At 66.2% G+C, this 17339-nt stretch carries 18 protein-coding genes; 10 read left to right on the forward strand and 8 right to left on the reverse strand.

Features of this window, described 5'->3' with window-relative positions:
• Positions 1 to 5: 5 nt before the first annotated feature.
• The 7 genes from B7G54_RS33010 to B7G54_RS33040 all read left to right on the forward strand — a co-directional run bounded on the left by B7G54_RS33010 (position 6) and on the right by B7G54_RS33040 (position 6101).
• The gene (locus B7G54_RS33010; protein WP_085042922.1) at positions 6 to 767 is read left to right on the forward strand and encodes a response regulator transcription factor; all 762 of its coding nucleotides are present in this window, start codon (positions 6 to 8) and stop codon (positions 765 to 767) included.
• 26 nt (positions 768 to 793) lie between these two features.
• The gene (gene hemA, locus B7G54_RS33015; protein ID WP_011350794.1) at positions 794 to 2092 is read left to right on the forward strand and encodes a glutamyl-tRNA reductase; all 1299 of its coding nucleotides are present in this window, start codon (positions 794 to 796) and stop codon (positions 2090 to 2092) included.
• An 82-nt stretch (positions 2093 to 2174) separates the two neighbouring features.
• Positions 2175 to 3257 (forward strand): peptide chain release factor 1, encoded by a 1083-nt coding sequence (gene prfA / locus B7G54_RS33020; RefSeq protein WP_085042923.1) that lies wholly within the window; start codon positions 2175 to 2177, stop codon positions 3255 to 3257.
• A gap of 7 nt (positions 3258 to 3264) precedes the next feature.
• Positions 3265 to 4107, forward strand: a complete 843-nt coding sequence (gene prmC, locus B7G54_RS33025) for a peptide chain release factor N(5)-glutamine methyltransferase (RefSeq protein ID WP_085042959.1) — start codon at positions 3265 to 3267, stop codon at positions 4105 to 4107.
• A 67-nt stretch (positions 4108 to 4174) separates the two neighbouring features.
• On the forward strand, positions 4175 to 4486 hold the full coding sequence (grxD, locus tag B7G54_RS33030; protein ID WP_011350791.1) for a Grx4 family monothiol glutaredoxin: 312 nt from the start codon (positions 4175 to 4177) through the stop codon (positions 4484 to 4486).
• A gap of 16 nt (positions 4487 to 4502) precedes the next feature.
• Positions 4503 to 5099 carry a UbiX family flavin prenyltransferase gene (locus tag B7G54_RS33035; protein ID WP_085042924.1) on the forward strand — a complete coding sequence of 199 codons (597 nt, stop codon included), beginning with the start codon at positions 4503 to 4505 and terminating at the stop codon, positions 5097 to 5099.
• A 210-nt stretch (positions 5100 to 5309) separates the two neighbouring features.
• A complete protein-coding gene (locus B7G54_RS33040; RefSeq protein WP_085042925.1) occupies positions 5310 to 6101 on the forward strand; it encodes a DODA-type extradiol aromatic ring-opening family dioxygenase in 792 nt (263 codons plus the stop codon).
• Positions 6102 to 6210: 109 nt separating this feature from the next.
• Here the strand turns inward: B7G54_RS33040 and B7G54_RS33045 are convergent, their stop codons facing one another.
• On the reverse strand, positions 6211 to 7809 hold the full coding sequence (locus B7G54_RS33045; RefSeq protein ID WP_039352109.1) for an APC family permease: 1599 nt from the start codon (positions 7807 to 7809) through the stop codon (positions 6211 to 6213).
• 421 nt (positions 7810 to 8230) lie between these two features.
• Between B7G54_RS33045 and B7G54_RS33050 the strand changes: the two genes are divergently transcribed.
• Positions 8231 to 8434, forward strand: coding sequence for a cold-shock protein (locus B7G54_RS33050; RefSeq protein WP_085042926.1), 204 nt, complete (start codon positions 8231 to 8233; stop codon positions 8432 to 8434).
• A gap of 96 nt (positions 8435 to 8530) precedes the next feature.
• Here the strand turns inward: B7G54_RS33050 and B7G54_RS33055 are convergent, their stop codons facing one another.
• From B7G54_RS33055 to B7G54_RS33065, 3 genes are all read right to left on the reverse strand, one after another.
• Positions 8531 to 9781, reverse strand: coding sequence for an Hsp70 family protein (locus B7G54_RS33055; RefSeq protein WP_085042927.1), 1251 nt, complete (start codon positions 9779 to 9781; stop codon positions 8531 to 8533).
• 188 nt (positions 9782 to 9969) lie between these two features.
• Positions 9970 to 10575, reverse strand: coding sequence for a nitroreductase family protein (locus B7G54_RS33060; RefSeq protein ID WP_085042928.1), 606 nt, complete (start codon positions 10573 to 10575; stop codon positions 9970 to 9972).
• Positions 10576 to 10739: 164 nt separating this feature from the next.
• Positions 10740 to 12023 (reverse strand): MFS transporter, encoded by a 1284-nt coding sequence (locus tag B7G54_RS33065; RefSeq protein WP_085042960.1) that lies wholly within the window; start codon positions 12021 to 12023, stop codon positions 10740 to 10742.
• Between the two features lie 220 nt (positions 12024 to 12243).
• Between B7G54_RS33065 and B7G54_RS33070 the strand changes: the two genes are divergently transcribed.
• Both B7G54_RS33070 and B7G54_RS33075 read left to right on the forward strand, forming a co-directional pair.
• Entirely contained in the window at positions 12244 to 12864 is a 621-nt protein-coding gene (locus B7G54_RS33070) for a TetR/AcrR family transcriptional regulator (protein ID WP_085042929.1), read from the forward strand.
• Between the two features lie 55 nt (positions 12865 to 12919).
• On the forward strand, positions 12920 to 13492 hold the full coding sequence (locus B7G54_RS33075) for a DUF1415 domain-containing protein (protein ID WP_085042930.1): 573 nt from the start codon (positions 12920 to 12922) through the stop codon (positions 13490 to 13492).
• A gap of 28 nt (positions 13493 to 13520) precedes the next feature.
• On the opposite strand, the gene B7G54_RS33080 is transcribed toward B7G54_RS33075, so the two are convergent.
• The 4 genes from B7G54_RS33080 to B7G54_RS33095 form a co-directional block, all read right to left on the reverse strand.
• Positions 13521 to 14411: a class I SAM-dependent methyltransferase gene (locus tag B7G54_RS33080; RefSeq protein WP_085042961.1), complete on the reverse strand. Its 891-nt coding sequence runs from the start codon at positions 14409 to 14411 to the stop codon at positions 13521 to 13523.
• An 89-nt stretch (positions 14412 to 14500) separates the two neighbouring features.
• Positions 14501 to 15634: a methyltransferase gene (locus tag B7G54_RS33085; RefSeq protein ID WP_085042931.1), complete on the reverse strand. Its 1134-nt coding sequence runs from the start codon at positions 15632 to 15634 to the stop codon at positions 14501 to 14503.
• A 136-nt stretch (positions 15635 to 15770) separates the two neighbouring features.
• Positions 15771 to 16103 (reverse strand): YegP family protein, encoded by a 333-nt coding sequence (locus tag B7G54_RS33090; protein WP_085042932.1) that lies wholly within the window; start codon positions 16101 to 16103, stop codon positions 15771 to 15773.
• 153 nt (positions 16104 to 16256) lie between these two features.
• Complete coding sequence (locus B7G54_RS33095; RefSeq protein ID WP_085042933.1) at positions 16257 to 16751, reverse strand: LEA/WHy family protein; 495 nt, start codon at positions 16749 to 16751, stop codon at positions 16257 to 16259.
• Positions 16752 to 17339 lie beyond the last annotated feature (588 nt).

The following is a 17339-nucleotide window of genomic DNA, read 5'->3' on the forward strand; positions in this document are numbered from 1 at the left end:
TTCTCATGCGAATCGCTCTGATCGATCCGGACACGCGCCATGTCGCGCTCCTGAACCGTCTGCTCTTTGCAGGCGGTCATGTGTGCCACGCGTTTCCGTCCAGCACGGCGTTCTTCGAGTGGCTCGCCACCGACACCTGCGACATGCTGATCACCGGCCACTGGGCCGGCGACCAGCCGGCCGAGGAAGTCATTCCGCGCGCGCAGACCATCCTGCCCGGGCTGCCGGCCATCGCCGTGATGCAGTTGCCGCGCGAAAGCGAAATCGTATCGTGCCTGCACGCGGGCGCCGACGATTGCCTCGTGCGCCCGGTGAGCGGGCCCGAGCTGCTCGCGCGCGTCAACGCGCTGAGCCGGCGCGCGGGCGTACGCCGGCCGCCGACCCGCTCGCGCGAAATGTATGGCGAATACGCTTTCGACGCCACGCACTGCCTCGTTCGCTTCGGCGACGCAATCGTTTCACTCACGCCGAAGGAGTTCCGGTTTGCGCAGTTGCTGTTCGCGAACCTGTCGCGGCCGGTGTCGCGCGCCCATATCCTCGAAACGGTGTGGGCGCGCCGCCGCGACATGAAGTCGCGCACGCTCGATACCCACGCGTCCCGGCTGCGCAGCAAGCTGCATCTCCTTCCGGAGCGCGGCTACCGGCTGCTGCCGCTCTACGGCTACGGCTATCAGCTCGACCGCGTGCCGATCGAGCCCCCGAATTCCCGGCCCCGCCACGCTGATGCCCGGTATGCGGCGAGTGAGGAAATCGCTGAAACGCTATAATATGGGGCTAAACGATAGCCCTCGATATGCAACTCCTCACGATCGGAATCAATCACCACACTGCGCCTGTCGCCCTGCGCGAACGCGTGGCGTTTCCGCTCGAGCAGATCAAGCCGGCTCTCGTCACGTTCAAGAACGTGTTTCTCGGCCCCCAGGCGCCCAATACGCCCGAAGCGGCGATCCTCTCCACCTGCAACCGCACCGAACTGTATTGCGCGACAGACGATCGCGCGGCCCGCGAAGGCGCGGTCCGCTGGCTGTCGGAGTACCACCGGATTCCGGTCGACGAGCTCGCACCGCACGTCTATGCGCTGCCGCAGTCGGAAGCGGTCCGGCACGCATTCCGCGTCGCCTCCGGCCTCGATTCGATGGTGCTCGGCGAAACGCAGATTCTGGGCCAGATGAAGGACGCCGTCCGCACCGCGACGGAAGCCGGCGCGCTCGGCACCTATCTGAACCAGTTGTTCCAGCGCACATTCGCGGTGGCGAAGGAAGTGCGCGGCACGACCGAAATCGGCACGCAGTCGGTGTCGATGGCCGCCGCCGCGGTGCGCCTCGCGCAACGGATCTTCGAAAAAGTGTCCGATCAGCGCGTGCTGTTCATCGGCGCTGGCGAGATGATCGAGCTGTGCGCGACGCACTTCGCCGCGCAAGGCCCGCGCGAACTCGTCGTCGCGAACCGCACGGCCGAACGCGGCCAGCGCCTCGCCGAACGTTTCAACGGCCGCGCGATGCCGCTCGCGGATCTACCGACCCGCATGCACGAATTCGACATCATCGTGTCGTGCACGGCGTCGACGCTGCCGATCATCGGCCTCGGCGCCGTCGAGCGCGCGGTAAAGGCGCGCCGCCACCGGCCGATCTTCATGGTCGATCTCGCGGTGCCGCGCGACATCGAGCCCGAAGTCGGCAAGCTGAAGGACGTGTTCCTCTACACCGTCGACGATCTCGGCGCGATCGTGCGCGAAGGCAACGCATCACGCCAGGCCGCCGTTGCGCAGGCCGAAGCGATCATCGAGACGCGCGTGCAGAATTTCATGCAATGGCTCGACACGCGCAGCGTCGTGCCGGTGATCCGTCACATGCATACACAGGCCGACGCGCTGCGCCGGGCCGAAGTCGACAAGGCGCAGAAGCTGCTCGCGCGCGGCGACGATCCGGCCGCCGTGCTCGAAGCGCTGTCGCAGGCGCTGACCAACAAGCTGATCCACGGCCCGACGAGCGCGCTCAACCGCGTGAACGGCGCCGATCGCGATTCGCTGATCGACCTGATGCGCGGCTTCTACCAGCACGCGCCGCGCTCGAACGACCAGTCCGGCCACTAGCGCCGGCCGATCGCCCTGCCGCCGGCCGCGCGCCGGCCTATCCTTTCCGAATACCCCTTGCCCGGGAGCGCCGCTCCACACCATGAAGACGAGCATGCAACGCAAGCTCGACCAGCTGTCCACACGGCTGGCCGAACTGAACGACCTGCTGAGCCGCGAAAACGTCACGGCCGACCTCGACCAGTACCGCAAGCTCACGCGTGAACATGCGGAACTCGGCCCGGTGGTCGAACAGTACGCGCTGTGGCGCCAGTCGCGCAGCGACGAGACGGCCGCGCAGGAGCTGCTCGGCGATCTGTCGATGCGCGACTTCGCGGAAGACGAAATTCGCAGCGCGCGCGAGAGCATGACCCGCCTCGAGACCGAGCTGCAGAAAATGCTGCTGCCGAAGGATCCGAACGACGACCGCAACATCTTCGTCGAAATCCGTGCGGGTACGGGCGGCGACGAATCGGCGCTGTTCGCAGGCGACCTGCTGCGCATGTACCTGCGCTTCGCGGAACGCCAGCGCTGGCAGGTCGAAATGATGTCGGAGAGCGCGTCGGATCTCGGCGGCTACAAGGAAGTGATCGTGCGGATCGCGGGCCAGGGCGCGTATTCGCGCCTGAAGTTCGAATCGGGCGGCCATCGCGTGCAGCGCGTGCCCGCGACCGAAACGCAGGGGCGCATCCACACGTCCGCATGCACGGTTGCAGTGATGCCGGAAGCCGACGAAATCGGCGAGGTCGAGATCAATCCGGCCGACCTGCGGATCGACACGTTCCGCGCGTCCGGCGCGGGCGGCCAGCACATCAACAAGACCGATTCGGCGGTGCGCGTCACGCACATCCCGACCGGGATCGTCGTCGAGTGCCAGGACGACCGTTCGCAGCACAAGAACAAGGATCGTGCGCTGAAAGTGCTCGCCGCGCGCATCAAGGACAAGCAGTACCACGAGCAGCACGCGAAGGAAGCCGCGACGCGCAAGAGCCTGATCGGCTCCGGCGACCGCTCGGAACGGATCCGCACGTACAACTTCCCGCAGGGCCGGATGACCGACCACCGGATCAACCTGACGCTGTACCGGCTCGAGGCGATCATGGACGGCGACCTCGACGAACTGATCCGCGCGCTGGTCAGCGAGCACCAGGCCGAACTGCTCGCGTCGCTCGGCGATGCCGACTGAGGCCGCGATGCCCGACACCACCGCCGAAGAACTGCTGCGTGCGTCCCCGCTCGACGCGGTCGATGCACGCGTGCTGCTTGCGCACGCGCTCGGCTGGACCCGCACGCAACTGATCACGCGCGGCGACGCGCCGCTCGACGCGGCCGCGGTCGAACGCTACCGTGCGCTCGAGGCGCGTCGCATGGCCGGCGAGCCGGTTGCGCAACTCGTCGGGATACGCGAATTCTTCGGCCGGCCGTTCGACGTGACGCCCGACGTGCTGATCCCGCGCCCTGAAACCGAACTGCTCGTCGAAGCCGCACTCGATGCAATCGACGGGCTGCCGCATCCGGCCGTGCTCGATCTCGGCACGGGCAGCGGCGCGATTGCCGTCTCCGTCGCTGCCGAGCGGCCCGACGCACGCGTGTGGGCGCTCGACCGTTCACCGGCCGCGCTCGAGGTCGCGCAACGCAACGCAGGCAAGCTGCTCGACGTGCACCGCCCCGGCGGCCCGCTGCACTGGCTGCAGAGCGACTGGTACGCAGCACTCGATCCGGCGCTCGCCTTCGACACGATCGTCAGCAACCCGCCATACATCGCGCGGCACGATCCGCACCTCACGCAGGGCGATCTGCGTTTCGAGCCGCGCGGCGCACTTACCGACGATGCCGATGGCCTCAGCGCGATCCGCACGATCGTCGCGGGCGCCGGCACCTACCTGAAACCGGGCGGCACGCTCTGGATCGAGCACGGCTACGACCAGGCCGAGGCCGTGCGCGCGGTGCTCGCCTCGCACGGCTTCGTCGCGGTCGAGTCGCTCGCCGATCTGGCCGCGATCGAACGCACGACAGGCGGCCGCCTGCCGGGCTGATGCCCGGCCCGCCCGGTTGAAATCCGCTATCATTTCGATCTAACGCCCCGCTAACGCAAGGTCAGTCATGGACACCCAACAACGTATCAAGCAAATCGTCGACGAAAACCAGGTCGTGCTCTTCATGAAGGGCAACGCACAATTCCCGATGTGCGGCTTCTCTGGCCGCGCCATCCAGGTGCTGAAGGCCTGTGGCGTCGATCAGTTCAAGACGGTCAACGTGCTCGAAGACGACGAGATCCGCCAGGGCATCAAGGCATTCTCGAACTGGCCGACCATCCCGCAGCTCTACGTGAAGGGCGAATTCATCGGCGGCTCGGACATCATGATGGAGATGTACCAGTCGGGCGAACTGCAGCAACTGTTCGCCGCCGCGTAATACGCCCCCTCTTTCGATGGCATCTCCCAGCGCGCCGCCACGCCGGCTGATCGTCGCGATCACCGGCGCCACCGGCGCGATCTACGGCGTCCGGCTGCTCGACCTGCTGCGCGCCGCCGGCGGCGTCGAAACGCACCTGCTGATTTCGAACGCCGGCTGGCTCAACATCCAGCATGAACTGAAGCTGCCGAAAGCCGATGTCGAAAGCCGTGCGGACGTCGTGCACTCGGTGCGCGACGTCGGCGCGACGATCGCATCGGGGTCGTTCGCGACCGACGGGATGGTGATCGCGCCATGCTCGATGAAGACGCTCGCGAGCGTCGCGCACGGGCTGTCCGACAACCTGATCACGCGCGCGGCCGACGTCACGCTGAAGGAACGCCGCCGCCTCGTGCTGATGGTGCGCGAAACGCCGTTCAACCTCGCGCATCTGCGCAACATGACCGCCGTCACCGAGATGGGCGGCATCGTCTTTCCGCCGCTGCCCGCGTTCTATGCGATGCCGAAGACGATCGAGGAGCTCGTTGACCAGACCGTCACGCGCGTACTCGACCTGTTCTCGCTCAGCGCACCGCTGACGACGCCGTGGGCCGGCATCCGGCACGCGCAGTAAGCGCACGCCCGCCGATCCGTTCTTCGCGCATCTTCGCCGATTTCCACGGAAACTCGTTCGATTTCACGACTGCGGCACCCATCTGCCGTAGCGCGCACCGCGCCTCCGTTATTATCAACAAACAAGCGTCAATCAAATTCCGAATCACGGATTTATCAATATTCGGTGTGCGCCTATAGTCACAGGCAAATCCCTTTGCAGGCCACCACCATGAACCGCTTGCCTTCGCTGTACCTGTCCCACGGCGCGCCGACGCTGCCGATCGACCCGACGATGCCGTCCGGCGCGTTCACGCACCTCGGTGCCGAATTGCCGCGCCCGCGCGCAGTGCTGATGCTGTCCGCGCACTGGGGCACGCAGCGGCCCGTCGCCAGCATCGCCGCGCATCCGGAAACGATCCACGATTTCTACGGTTTTCCGCAGGCGCTGTACGACATCCGCTACCCGGCACCCGGCGCGCCCGACGTCGCCGAGCGCGCGGCCGGGCTACTGAATGCGGCCGGCATCGCGACCGCGACGACCGAGCACGGGCTCGACCACGGCGCGTGGGTGCCGATGCTGCTGATGTTCCCGGAGGCCGACGTGCCCGTGGCCCAGCTGTCGATCCAGCCGCGCGCGGATGCGGCGCACCACTTCGCGCTCGGCCGCGCGCTGCGACCGCTGCGCGACGAAGGCGTGATGGTGATCGGCTCGGGCCAGATCACGCACAATCTGCGTGCCGCCGATTTCGGTGCGACACCGGAGGATGCGGACCCGCGCGTCGCGGAATTCACCGACTGGTTCGAGGCGAAGCTGGCCGCGCGCGACGTCGACGCACTGCTCGACTACCGTCGGCAAGCGCCGCACGCGGCGCTGATGCATCCGACCGACGAGCATCTGCTGCCGGTATTCACGGCGCTCGGCGCGGCGGACGACGACTACCAGCTCGGCATCCAGTCGCTCGGCACGTACCAGCGCGTGCTTGCGATGACGAACTACGTGTTCGCGAGCGCCAACACCTGAGCCGCGACGCAACCGTCGGCCACAAAGAAAAAGCCCGCCCGAGCATCGCTCGGGCGGGCTTTTTTTCCGCTGCTTGCTGCCGCCGCCGAATCCGGCGGCAGGTCACGCGTCAGGCACCGACCCCTTCGAGGATCTCGTCGTGCGACTCACGCTCGTCGAGATACTGGGTCCGGTAGCCCGTATTCACACCCCAGAAGTAGAACACCAGCGAGATCGCCGCGACGATCAGCATGTCCCAGCCGTACGGCAGGTAGCCGTGACCGCCGAATTCCTTGCTGCCGATCAGCGACAGCACGGCCATCGTCGGCAGGTACGCAACCAGCCACCATGCGGCCTTCAGGTCGGCGCCCCAGCCGGTCCAGCCCGATTTCGCCTGGAAGTAGAAGTACACCGGCAGCGCGACGATCATCAGCAGGATGATTTCGCCCGTCAGCGGCCACTTCGCCCAGTACAGGATCAGCGATGCGCACACGAATGCGAACGGAGCGATCAGCTTCATCAGCGGAATCGACAACGGACGCTCGATGTCGGTCGCGGAGCGGCGCAGCGCCATCAGGCTGATCGGGCCGGTCAGGTACGAGATCACCGTTGCGACCGAGATCACCGCCGCGAGCGAGCTCCAGCCGCGGAAGAAGAACAGGAAGATGAACGACACGAGCAGGTTGAACCACATCGCCTGGCGCGGCACGCCGTAGATCGGGTGCACGTTGCCGAACATCTTCGGCATCGTGTTGTTGCGCTCCATCGCGTAGATCATGCGGGTGGTGGTCGCCATGTAGGTCGTCCCGGTACCGCTCGGGCTGATGAACGCGTCGACGTACAACAGGATCGCCAGCCAGTTCAGGTTCAGCGCAATCGCGAGTTCCGCGAACGGCGACGAGAAGTTGAAGTGCGCCCAGCCCTTCGCGACGTCGGCCGGATTCACCGAACCGATGTAGGCCATCTGCAGCAGCACGTAGATCACGAGTGCGAGCAGGATCGACGTGATCACCGCGAACGGCACGCTGCGCGACGGGTTGCGCGCTTCACCGGCCAGGTTCACCGGGCTCTGGAAGCCGTTGAACGCGAACACGATGCCGCTCGTCGCGACCGCGGTCAGCACGGCCGACCAGCCGTACGGCGCGAAGCTCGCATTGGATGCGGTGCCGAGGTTCTCCGCATGGAAGCTCGTCAGCATCAGGCCGAGGATCGTGAGGCCGGGGATCAGGAACTTGAAGATCGTGATCGCCGTGTTCGCCCGCGCGAAGGCCTTGACGCCCCAGTAGTTCAGCATGAAGTAGATGACGACCAGCACGGCCGACAGCAGCAGGCCGAGTGTCTGCAATTCGCCGTTCACGAACAAGGCATGCGCCCACGGATACGGCCACGTGCTCATGTACTGGATCGACGCTTCGGCCTCGATCGGAATCACGGATACGATCGCGATCCAGTTCGCCCAGGCGCTGATGAAGCCGACAAGCGAACCGTGCGAGTAGCGCGCGTACCGCACCATGCCACCCGATTCGGGGAACATTGCGCCCAGTTCCGCATACGTCAGTGCAATTGCGAGAATCACGACAGCGCCGATGATCCATGCGCAGATCGCCGCCGGACCGGCGATCTTCGCGGCCTTCCAGGCACCGAACAGCCAGCCCGAGCCGATAATCGAACCCAGCCCCGTCAGCATCAATGCAAACGGGCCGATGTTCCGTTGAATAGAACTCTTCACATCCTCTCCTGTGTCTCAAAAAGCATGGTCGGCCCGCGGTCCGGGATCGGCTCGGACAGCACCGCGCATGCAATTTTGGGGGGGGCGAGTCACCCGATCGGGGCAACCCGGCCACGCGGCGCGTAGTTTAACGGTTGCACCTGAAACGTGGCGCCAAAATCGTTCGGCCCCTACAAAAAATTCGCATCGTTTGCAAGCTTTGTAAACCTGATATACGCAATAACCCTGAGTTAATGGAAATCCGGTTGACCACGCGGTCGATAAGCCGTATAAAGAACCTCGCAGGATTTCAAGTGGCGAGTGAATTGGTTCTTTCGTAGTTCGCCCATCAACGGTACTCCGGTTGGTCCTATTACCCCTTCCTTGATTTTCCGCACCCCATGGGCTTCGGCCCCGTTTTATCTTTTTAGGAACAAGTAACATGGCAACCGGTACCGTCAAGTGGTTCAATGACGCAAAGGGCTTCGGCTTCATCACCCCGGAAGGCGGCGGCGACGATCTGTTCGCGCACTTCTCGGAAATCCGCACGGAAGGCTTCAAGACGCTGCAAGAAAACCAGAAGGTTGAATTCGAAGTGAAGACGGGCCCGAAGGGTCTGCAAGCTGCGAACATCAAGCCGATGTAAGTTTTGCGCGAGATTTCGTGTTAAAAAGCCCCGCTTCGGCGGGGCTTTTTGTTTTTCGGCGCTGGTCCGGCACGGTGGCCTTGCGGCCGCCGCCGTTCAGCCGAACAATCGCTGCGCGTGAATGCCAAGGCCCGTCGCGACACTCGCGAGGCGGTCGCCGAACACCGGCTGTGCATCCGGGAACGCACCCGCAAGCGCGCCCGACAGGAACGCGAGCCCCGTCGAGCCGCCGGTGAAATACAGCGCGCCGACATCGCGCGGCGCCACACCCGCGAGCCGCACCGTCTCGCGCGCGGCGTCGACGATGCGCGCGGTGTCGTCGTGGCTCGCATCGACGAGGCGGCCGGCATCGAACGCGATCTGCAGATCCTCTTCCACGTCGTTCAGGTCGATCATCGTCTCCCCGCCCGCTGCAACGCCGATCTTCGCTTCTTCCGCACGCGCCATCAGCGCGTGCCCGAGCCGCTGCTCGACCACGCTCGTGAGCCGGTCGTACTGCTGCACATCCCGGTACAGGTGCTTCATCAGCTTCAGCTCGCCGAGCCGCTTCGGCGTGTAGACCGTATTGATCAGGTGCCAAGTCGCGAGATCGAAGTAGATCTTGTTCGGCAGCTCGCGCCCTTCGGGGTCGAGCGAACGGTAGCCGAATGCGGGCAGGATCGCCGCCAGCTCGACGCGCCGGTCGTAATCGGTGCCCGCGACGTGCACGCCGTGATGGGCCAGCACGTCGTCCTTGCGCTCGAGCCGAGCCATCCGTTCTGGCCCGACGCGCACCAGCGAGAAGTCGGACGTACCGCCGCCGATGTCGGCGACGAGCACGAGGCGCTCCGCCTGCTGGCGCGATTCGTAGTCGAATGCGGCCGCGATCGGTTCGTACTGGAATTGGACGTCCGTGAAGCCGATCGACCGCGCGGCGGCCTCGAGCTGGTCCTGTGCGAGGCGGTCGGCGCGCGGATCGTCATCGACGAAGAACACGGGCCGGCCGAGCACCGCACGGCCGATCGGCGCACCCGCTCGGGTTTCGGCCCGGCGCTTCAGGTGCGTCAGGAAGCGCGCGATGATTTCGGTGTACGCGATCGCACTGCCGTCGCCGAGATCGGTCGTCGTTTCCGCGAGCGGCGAGCCGAGGATGCTCTTCATCGAGCGCATCAGCCGGCCGTCGAAACCGTCGATGTAGGAGGCCAGCGCCGCACGGCCGTATTCGACCGTCTCTTCGTCGTTGTTGAAGAAGATCGCGGTGGGCAGCGTCAGGTGGTCGCCCTCGACGGGCGCGAGGCGCATGCCGTCGCCGTCGGGCAGCGCCACGGCGGAATTGGACGTGCCGAAATCGATCGCGCAGTAAGTCATGGGAAGTTGCCGCAGCAGGGCCGGCGCGAAAACGGAAAGGACGGGCTTTTTAACATGAAGCCCGCGGGATCACAACCGGGGCCGGCCATCGGTGCCGTGCAACGGGCCCCGGCGGCAGCGGCGCGCGAGCTGGCGCGCCGCGGAGACATTCGGGCGGGATGCGCGATGCAGCCCGTCCGCCAGGCAGGTCACGCTGCCGCGTCGAAGCCCTTCTTCCACGCGCCCGCATAGACAACCTCGCCGATCGCATGACGCGTGCGCGGCGCCTTCTCGCGATCGCGCAGCACGGGATCGAGCTTGTCGACGTTGCCGTAGTGACCGAGCGAGATCATCGCCGGAATCGTGACGTCGGCCGGAATCGCGAACGCGTCGCGGAACGCCTTCGCGTCGAAGCCGCTCATCTGGTGGGCGGCCAGGCCCAGCGCGTGCGCCTGCAGCACCAGCGACATCGCGGCGGCGCCCGCGTCATACAGCGCGGTCGGCGCCGGTTCACCCTTCGGCGTGAGCGTGTGCGCGGTCACCGCGATCAGCACGGGCGCCGGCGCATTCCAGCCCTGGTTGAACGGCACCAGCGTCGCGAACGCGCGCTTGAATGCGTCTTCGTCCTGCGTGCGATCGAATACGATGAAGCGCCACGGCTGCGCGTTGTAGGCAGACGGCGCCCAGCGGGCGGCTTCGAGCACCGCGTGGAGATCGCCGGCGCTGACGGGTTCATCCGAATACGCGCGCGGGCTCCAGCGGCCCGCGATCAGATCGTGAATCGAAACAGTGGTGGGAGCAGGTTTGACGGACATGCGGATCCTCGCTGACATCGATGAAGGGGCGCGAACGCCCGGCGAACCGCAAGCATACCCGCTTGAGCCGATGCGCGCCCGATCGTCCCGCGCTATGCAAATCTCCGTGTGTGCATTGGCCGGCCGACCGCCGCGCGGCCGCCCGGGCTGCAGGACAGCCGCGGTCAGGCCGCCTGCGCGGCTGCACGCGACGGGCCACGGTTAATCCGCAGCACGATCAGCGCGCCGACGATGCACAGCCCGCCCGAGATCATCGACGCGATCGTGTAGGTGCCGAGGCTCGCGCGCAGCAGCCCCGCACCGAGCGCCGCGAACGCCGCGCCGAGCTGGTGGCCGGCGACGATCCAGCCGAACACGACCGGCGCCGCGGCCTTGCCGAACACGTCGGTCGCGAGCCGCACGGTCGGCGGCACCGTAGCGATCCAGTCGAGCCCGTAAAACATCGCGAACAGCGGCAACCCGAAGAAATCGATCCCGAACGCGTGCGGCAGGTAGATCAGCGACAGCCCGCGCAGCCCGTAGTACCAGAACAACAGCACGCGATTGTCGTAGCGGTCGGACAGCCAGCCCGACAGCGTCGTGCCGAACAGGTCGAACACCCCCATCGCCGCGAGCAGCGATGCGCCCTGCACCTCCGTCATCCCGTAGTCGCTGCACATCGCGATCAGGTGCGTGCCGACGTAACCGTTGGTGCTCGCGCCACAGATGAAGAAGCTGAAGAACAGCAGCCAGAAATCGCGCGAACGGCTCGCCGTCAGCAGCGTACCGAACGCGACCGCGAGCGGGTTCTCCTTCGTCGCCTCGGGCGCGGGCGGCGCATCGGCCGGCTCGCCGTACGGGCGCAGCTGCAAGTCGGCCGGCCGTTCGGGCAACAGGAACGCAACGAGCGGAATCACGATCGCGGCCGCGACCGCGACGACCAGCACGACCGGCCGCCAGCCATGACGCTGCGCGATCGCCGCGAGCATCGGCAGGAACACGAGCTGGCCGGTGGCCGTGCTCGCGGTCAGGATCCCCATCACGAGGCCGCGCCGCGCATGGAACCAGCGCGTGACGAAGGTCGCGGACAGCGTCAGCGCGACGACGCCCGTCGAGCAACCGACCATCAGGCCCCAGATCACCACCATCTGCCAGCTCTGCGTCATCATCGACGACAGCGCGACGCCTGCGCTCATCGTCACGAGCGCGGTGAGGATCGTCGGGCGCAACCCGAAGCGCTGCATCGCAGCGGCCGCGAACGGCCCCGTCAGCCCGTACAGCGCAATGTTCACCGAGATCGCCAGCGAAATTGCCGCGCGGCTCCAGCCGAGCTCGCGTTCGAGCGGCACCATCAGCACGCTCGGCGTCGCGCGCGTGCCGGCCGCCGCCAGCAGGATCAGGAATACCACCGCCGCCGCGAGCCATCCGTAGTGGAAGCGCCCGCCGATTCGTGTCACCGCCCAGTTCATCTTCGCGTTCTCCAGTTGGCGGCTCCGGCGCCTGCGCACCCGCTCCGCCCCACCCAGCCAGGCCACCTCCGCCGCACGCTGCATCGGCTGACCCGGGCCGACGCTTGGCATTTGTCTGTTGATCCAGTCGGCATTGTTACCGACCGGTCACAAGTGTGTCGCGATCGTAGTGACCAATCGGTAACATGTCAAGCAATCCAATATGCAGTCGAGGGTCATCATGTCGGGCATCGAGATCGCCAAACCGCCGGCGCGCCGCACACGCCGGCCGATCGACGGCGCCACCGCGCAGGAGCACCTGCTGCGCGCCGCCGAGGAGCTGTTTTACAAGGAAGGCGTTCGTACGGTGGGCGTCGAGGCGGTCGTGGAGCGTGCGGGCGTCAACAAGATGAGCCTGTATCGCCAATTCTCGTCGAAGGACGAGCTGATCCTCGCGTATCTGGAGCGGATGGATGCGTGTTTCTTCGAGCGCTTCGACACGAGCGTCGCGAAGCACCCGGGCCAGCCGAAAGCGCAACTGATCCAGTATTTCGTCGATCTCGCCGAGCGCGCGACGCAGAACGATTACCGCGGCTGCCCGTTCGTCAATGTGGCCGCGGAATTCCCGGATGCGTCGCACCCGGCACGCGAGCGCGTCGCGCAGAACAAGGAACAGCTGATGAAGCGGCTCGCCGCACTGTGCGAAGACGCCGGCGCGCGACAGCCGCAGGCGCTCGCCGACTCGCTCGCGCTGGTGATCGAAGGCATCTATGCGGCCAGCCAGACCTACCGGCACGGCGCAACGCCGATCGGCGTTGCGCCCGCGCTCGTCACGCAGTTGATCGAAGCCGCATGCGCGTGACGGCGCGCCCGCTACAATGCGGCCCTCGCCGCCCCTCCGCCCGACTGGTTTCACAATGACCGACACCCGCCCCGAATCGCACGACGACATCCTCGCCGCCACGCGGCACTGGCTCGCGCGCGCGGTGATCGGGCTCAATCTGTGCCCGTTCGCGAAAAGCGTCTATGTGAAGGAGCAGGTGCGCTACGCGATCAGCGAAGCGACGACGCTGGAAGACGCACTCGCCGAACTCGAAACCGAGTTGCGCGCGCTCGACGCGGCAGACCCGCAGCAGGTCGACACGACGCTTGTGATCTTCCCGCATGCGTTCGCCGATTTCATCGACTACAACGATGCGCTGTTCTTTGCCGACCGGCTGGTGCGGCAATTGCGGCTCGACGGCGTGCTGCAGATCGCGAGCTTCCATCCGCACTACCGGTTCGAAGGCAGCGAACCCGACGACATCGAGAACTACACGAACCGCGCACCGTATCCGATCCTGCACCTGCTGCGCGAGGACAGCATTGCGCGCGCGGTCGACGCGTTCCCGAACGCGTCCGCGATCTACGAAAAGAACCAGGAAACGCTGCGTCGCCTCGGCCACGACGGCTGGCGCGAATGGATGCGCCGGCCGGACGACGACGTCTGACGCCGCACGCGGGCGCGCGGGTTGCGCGTCAGCCTTCGGTCGGCTCGACAGCCTCGCCGCCCGCCGCCGCGGCTTCCGCCACGAAGAAGCGCTCGTTCAGTTCGGCGAGGCCGAACATCCCGAGGATCTCGTTCAATCGCTCGCCGGGCCGCCGGCGCGGCAGGTTCTTGTACTGCGCGATGATCAGTTCGTTCTTCATCGAATGCTCCCAGCCGACCAGCTCGGTCACGCTGACCTGGTAGCCGTGCGCCTCGAGCTGCAGGCAGCGCAGCACGTTGGTGATCTGGCTGCCGAATTCGCGCGTATGCAGCGGATGCCGCCACACCTCGGTCAGCGCGTTCGCGAGCGACTTGCCCTTGTTCTTGCGCAGCACGCCCGCGACTTCCGCCTGGCAGCACGGCACCAGCACGATGTGCTGCGCGCGCTTCGCGAGCGCGAAGCGGATCGCGTCGTCGGTCGCCGTGTCGCACGCGTGCAGCGCGGTGACGACGTCGACGGTTTCGGGCAGCTGCGACGACGTGATCGAATCGGCAACCGACAGGTTCAGGAACGACATGCCGCCGAACCCGAGCCGCGCGGCAAGCTCGGCCGAACGCGTGACGAGCTCCTCGCGGGTCTCGATCCCGTACACGTGCGACGCGAACGCCGGCGTGCCGTGCCCCGGCTGCTGCTTGAAGAACAGGTCGTACAGGATGAAGCCGAGATACGACTTGCCGGCACCGTGATCGACGAGCGTCACGTTGCTTTTGTCGGCCTGCACGCTGGCCAGCAGCGGCTCGATGAACTGGAACAGGTGATAGACCTGCTTCAGCTTGCGGCGGCTGTCCTGGTTCAGCTTTCCGTCGCGGGTGAGGATGTGCAGTTCCTTCAGCAGCTCGACGGACTGCTCCGGGCGGATTTCGTGGGTCTTGTTCGACATCGTGAAGCGGCGCCGGGCCACGGTCGGTCGACCACGGCCCGGCGGCGGGAATTCGTGAGGAATGGCGATAGTTTACCGAAAATGCGCAGTCACGCTCGTGCGCCGAGCCGCCAGAGCGACGTGACCTCGGCGTGGCGTGCCGCGTGCAGCGGATCGCCGGCGTCCATCGACTTCGGGTGCGCGGGGCGAATGTCGTCGCGGCCGAGCACGACGAGGCCCGCTTCGTCGATCCATTGCAGCAGCGTGTCACGCGGCCGCAGGCCGAGGTGCTCGGCGAAATCGGACAGGATCAGCCAGCCTTCGCCGCCCGGCGCGAGGTGCGCGGCGAGCCCCGCGAGGAAACCGCGCAGCATGCGGCTGTCCGGATCGTAGACCGCGTATTCGATCGGCGCGCTCGGCCGGGCCGGCACCCACGGCGGATTGCAGACCACGAGCGGCGCACGGCCGGCCGGAAACAGATCCGCCTCGACGACCTCGACGCGACTCGCGTGGCCAAGCCGTTCGACGTTCTCGCGCGCACAGGCGAGCGCCCGCGGATCCTGGTCGGTCGCAACGACACGCTCAACGCCGCGCGATGCAAGCACGGCCGCCAGCACGCCGGTACCCGTGCCGATGTCGAACGCGAGCGACGTCGCCGGCAGCGGCGCGCGCGCGACGAGTTCGACGTATTCGCCGCGCACCGGCGAGAACACGCCGTAGTGCGGATGGATCGGCGCGCCGCCGAGCGCCGGGATCGGCACGCCCTTCTTGCGCCATTCATGCGCGCCGACGAGGCCGAGCAGTTCGCGCAACGACACGACCGACGGTGCGCCGCCGGGCCCGTACGCCTCTTCGCATGCGGCGCGCACGTCGGGCGCGCGGCGCAGCGGGATCGTGTAGTCGGCATCGAGCGGGATCAGCAGCATGCCGAGCGTGCGGGCGCGCTGCGACTGCGCGAGACGATGCAGGTTGAATGCGTCGACGCCGGCCGCGGCTTTCGCCTTCTTCGGCTTGCGCTCGACACGGCGCGCCATCGCCTGCACGAGCTGGCGCGCATTCTGGAAGTCGCCCTGCCAGACGAGCGCGGTGCCCTCGCACGCAAGGCGGTAGGCCGCGTCGGCGGTGACGCGATCGTCGGCGGCCACCGCGCGCTTCGGCGGTTGCACGCCGGCTTCGGAGCGCCAGCGCACGGCATGATCGGCGCCGTCGGCGTCGGTCCAGTGGAAAACAGGGAAATCGGTCACGCGAACTCGGTTACGGTTGGCTTCAACGGCGGCGAGAATTCACCGCGCGGACCACACCATACCGCGCTTTGCCCGACCCGGCAAAACGGGCGCCGCAACGCCCGCCCGAAAGCGTTCGCCGCGGCGCAATCGACGATCAGGCCAGGTCGAAGGTTTCCGCACCCGGCGCATCGCGCTTGACGGCCGCGATGCCGTTCTCGCGGCCCTGCACACTCTTGTACGTTTCGCTCGTGCCGATGACCTGATGGTTGGCGGCTTTCAGGTTGAACATCGGCTCGCCGTTGTGGGCAAGCTTCCGCTCGTAGCGCTCATCCAGCCGCGCATTTTCCCGCACGGACGCGATCCCGTTTCTCGCGCCGCCCTTCTCTTCGTACCGCTCGCTCGCGAGGATGATCTCGCCGTTCGCCGACTTCAGGTGGAAGTAGTACTGACCGTTCGTGGCTTTCTTGATCTCGAATTTTGCCGCCATGTTTTGCTCCTGAAAGAATGTCCGGCCCTCGGACATCGGCAAGTGTAGGGGCAACCTCCGCGAAAATCGACACCACGCAACGATAAGCGTTAAAGACTGTCAGTTTGTCAATTTTCGGTGACATTTGAGCGACGTTGAGAGAAGCCACGCAACCTAGCCGCCCCACCCCGGCATCGCGGGCATGCGCAGCGTGCCCGCGTCGTTGAAGTGCACGGTGCCGAGCACGCCGCCCGCGAGCCGGCCGCGCAGCGCATACGGCAGCTCGCCGTTCGCGGCCGCGCCGGGCAGGTTCCACGCCTGCCGCGCGGCGGCGAAGGCCGACACGGAAACCGGCACGTCGAGCACGGCCTCGCCGAAGCGCGGCACGGTGCCCGAGCGATCGCTGACACCGCTCGCGAACGGCGTGCCGTTCAGGTCGAGCGCGACCGAGATGCCGTCGTATTCAATCGGCGCGTCGTTCGGGTTCTGCACGCGCAGCTTCAGGCTGAAACGCATCTCGAGGCCCTGCCCGACGAGCGGGTCGAGCCCGGCGACCGTCACGCGCACCGGTTCGCGCGTCAGCCCTGCGCAGCCGCCGAGCAGGAGCACGGCGGCGAACAGCGGCAGCACGGCGCGCAGCGGCGCGATACGGAACAGGGTTCGTGGCATGGGAGGGCCTCCTCGCGGCAGTCGGTGAGCGGATCGTCGCTGCATTGTACCGAGCGCCTCATGCGCCGGGTTTCGTAGTTTTCGCGGCCACGCGAGATCGTTAATAGATTAAAACTACGAAAATACCAGCCCGACGGAAATCGCATTAATGCCTTCCAGCATTCAATGAAGCACGGCGATTTCAATAGATGCAACTTCTAAATTTTTCGTTTCCTTTACCCAAAACCATCAAGTATATTTACGCATCCTTCGAGCAAGCCGACAAACCTTGAAGCCGCATGACGGTGATTTTACGGAACGGCGACACGCGTTCCTGCCATCCCGCGGCCAGGCCCGGCCAGCCCCGTAGGTCGTCTGTTCAAGGGGATTGCGCGCCCGCACTGGGCGTGCAGTTCCGTGTCGTGCGCGCGAAATCAATTCAGTACAACACGCGCCCGGCCATTTTGAACCGGCAAGTTAACCGACATCCGGAAATCCAGAGGGGGCAGTAAACCATGATTACCTTCACGTAGTCGGCCGCCGTCTTTTCGAATAATCCGTCATTGGCATTTTCATCGCTGTTGATTAACGGCGAGGGGATTGTTTTTG

Origin of the sequence: Burkholderia puraquae (assembly GCF_002099195.1) — a bacterium.
Taxonomy (GTDB): domain Bacteria; phylum Pseudomonadota; class Gammaproteobacteria; order Burkholderiales; family Burkholderiaceae; genus Burkholderia; species Burkholderia puraquae.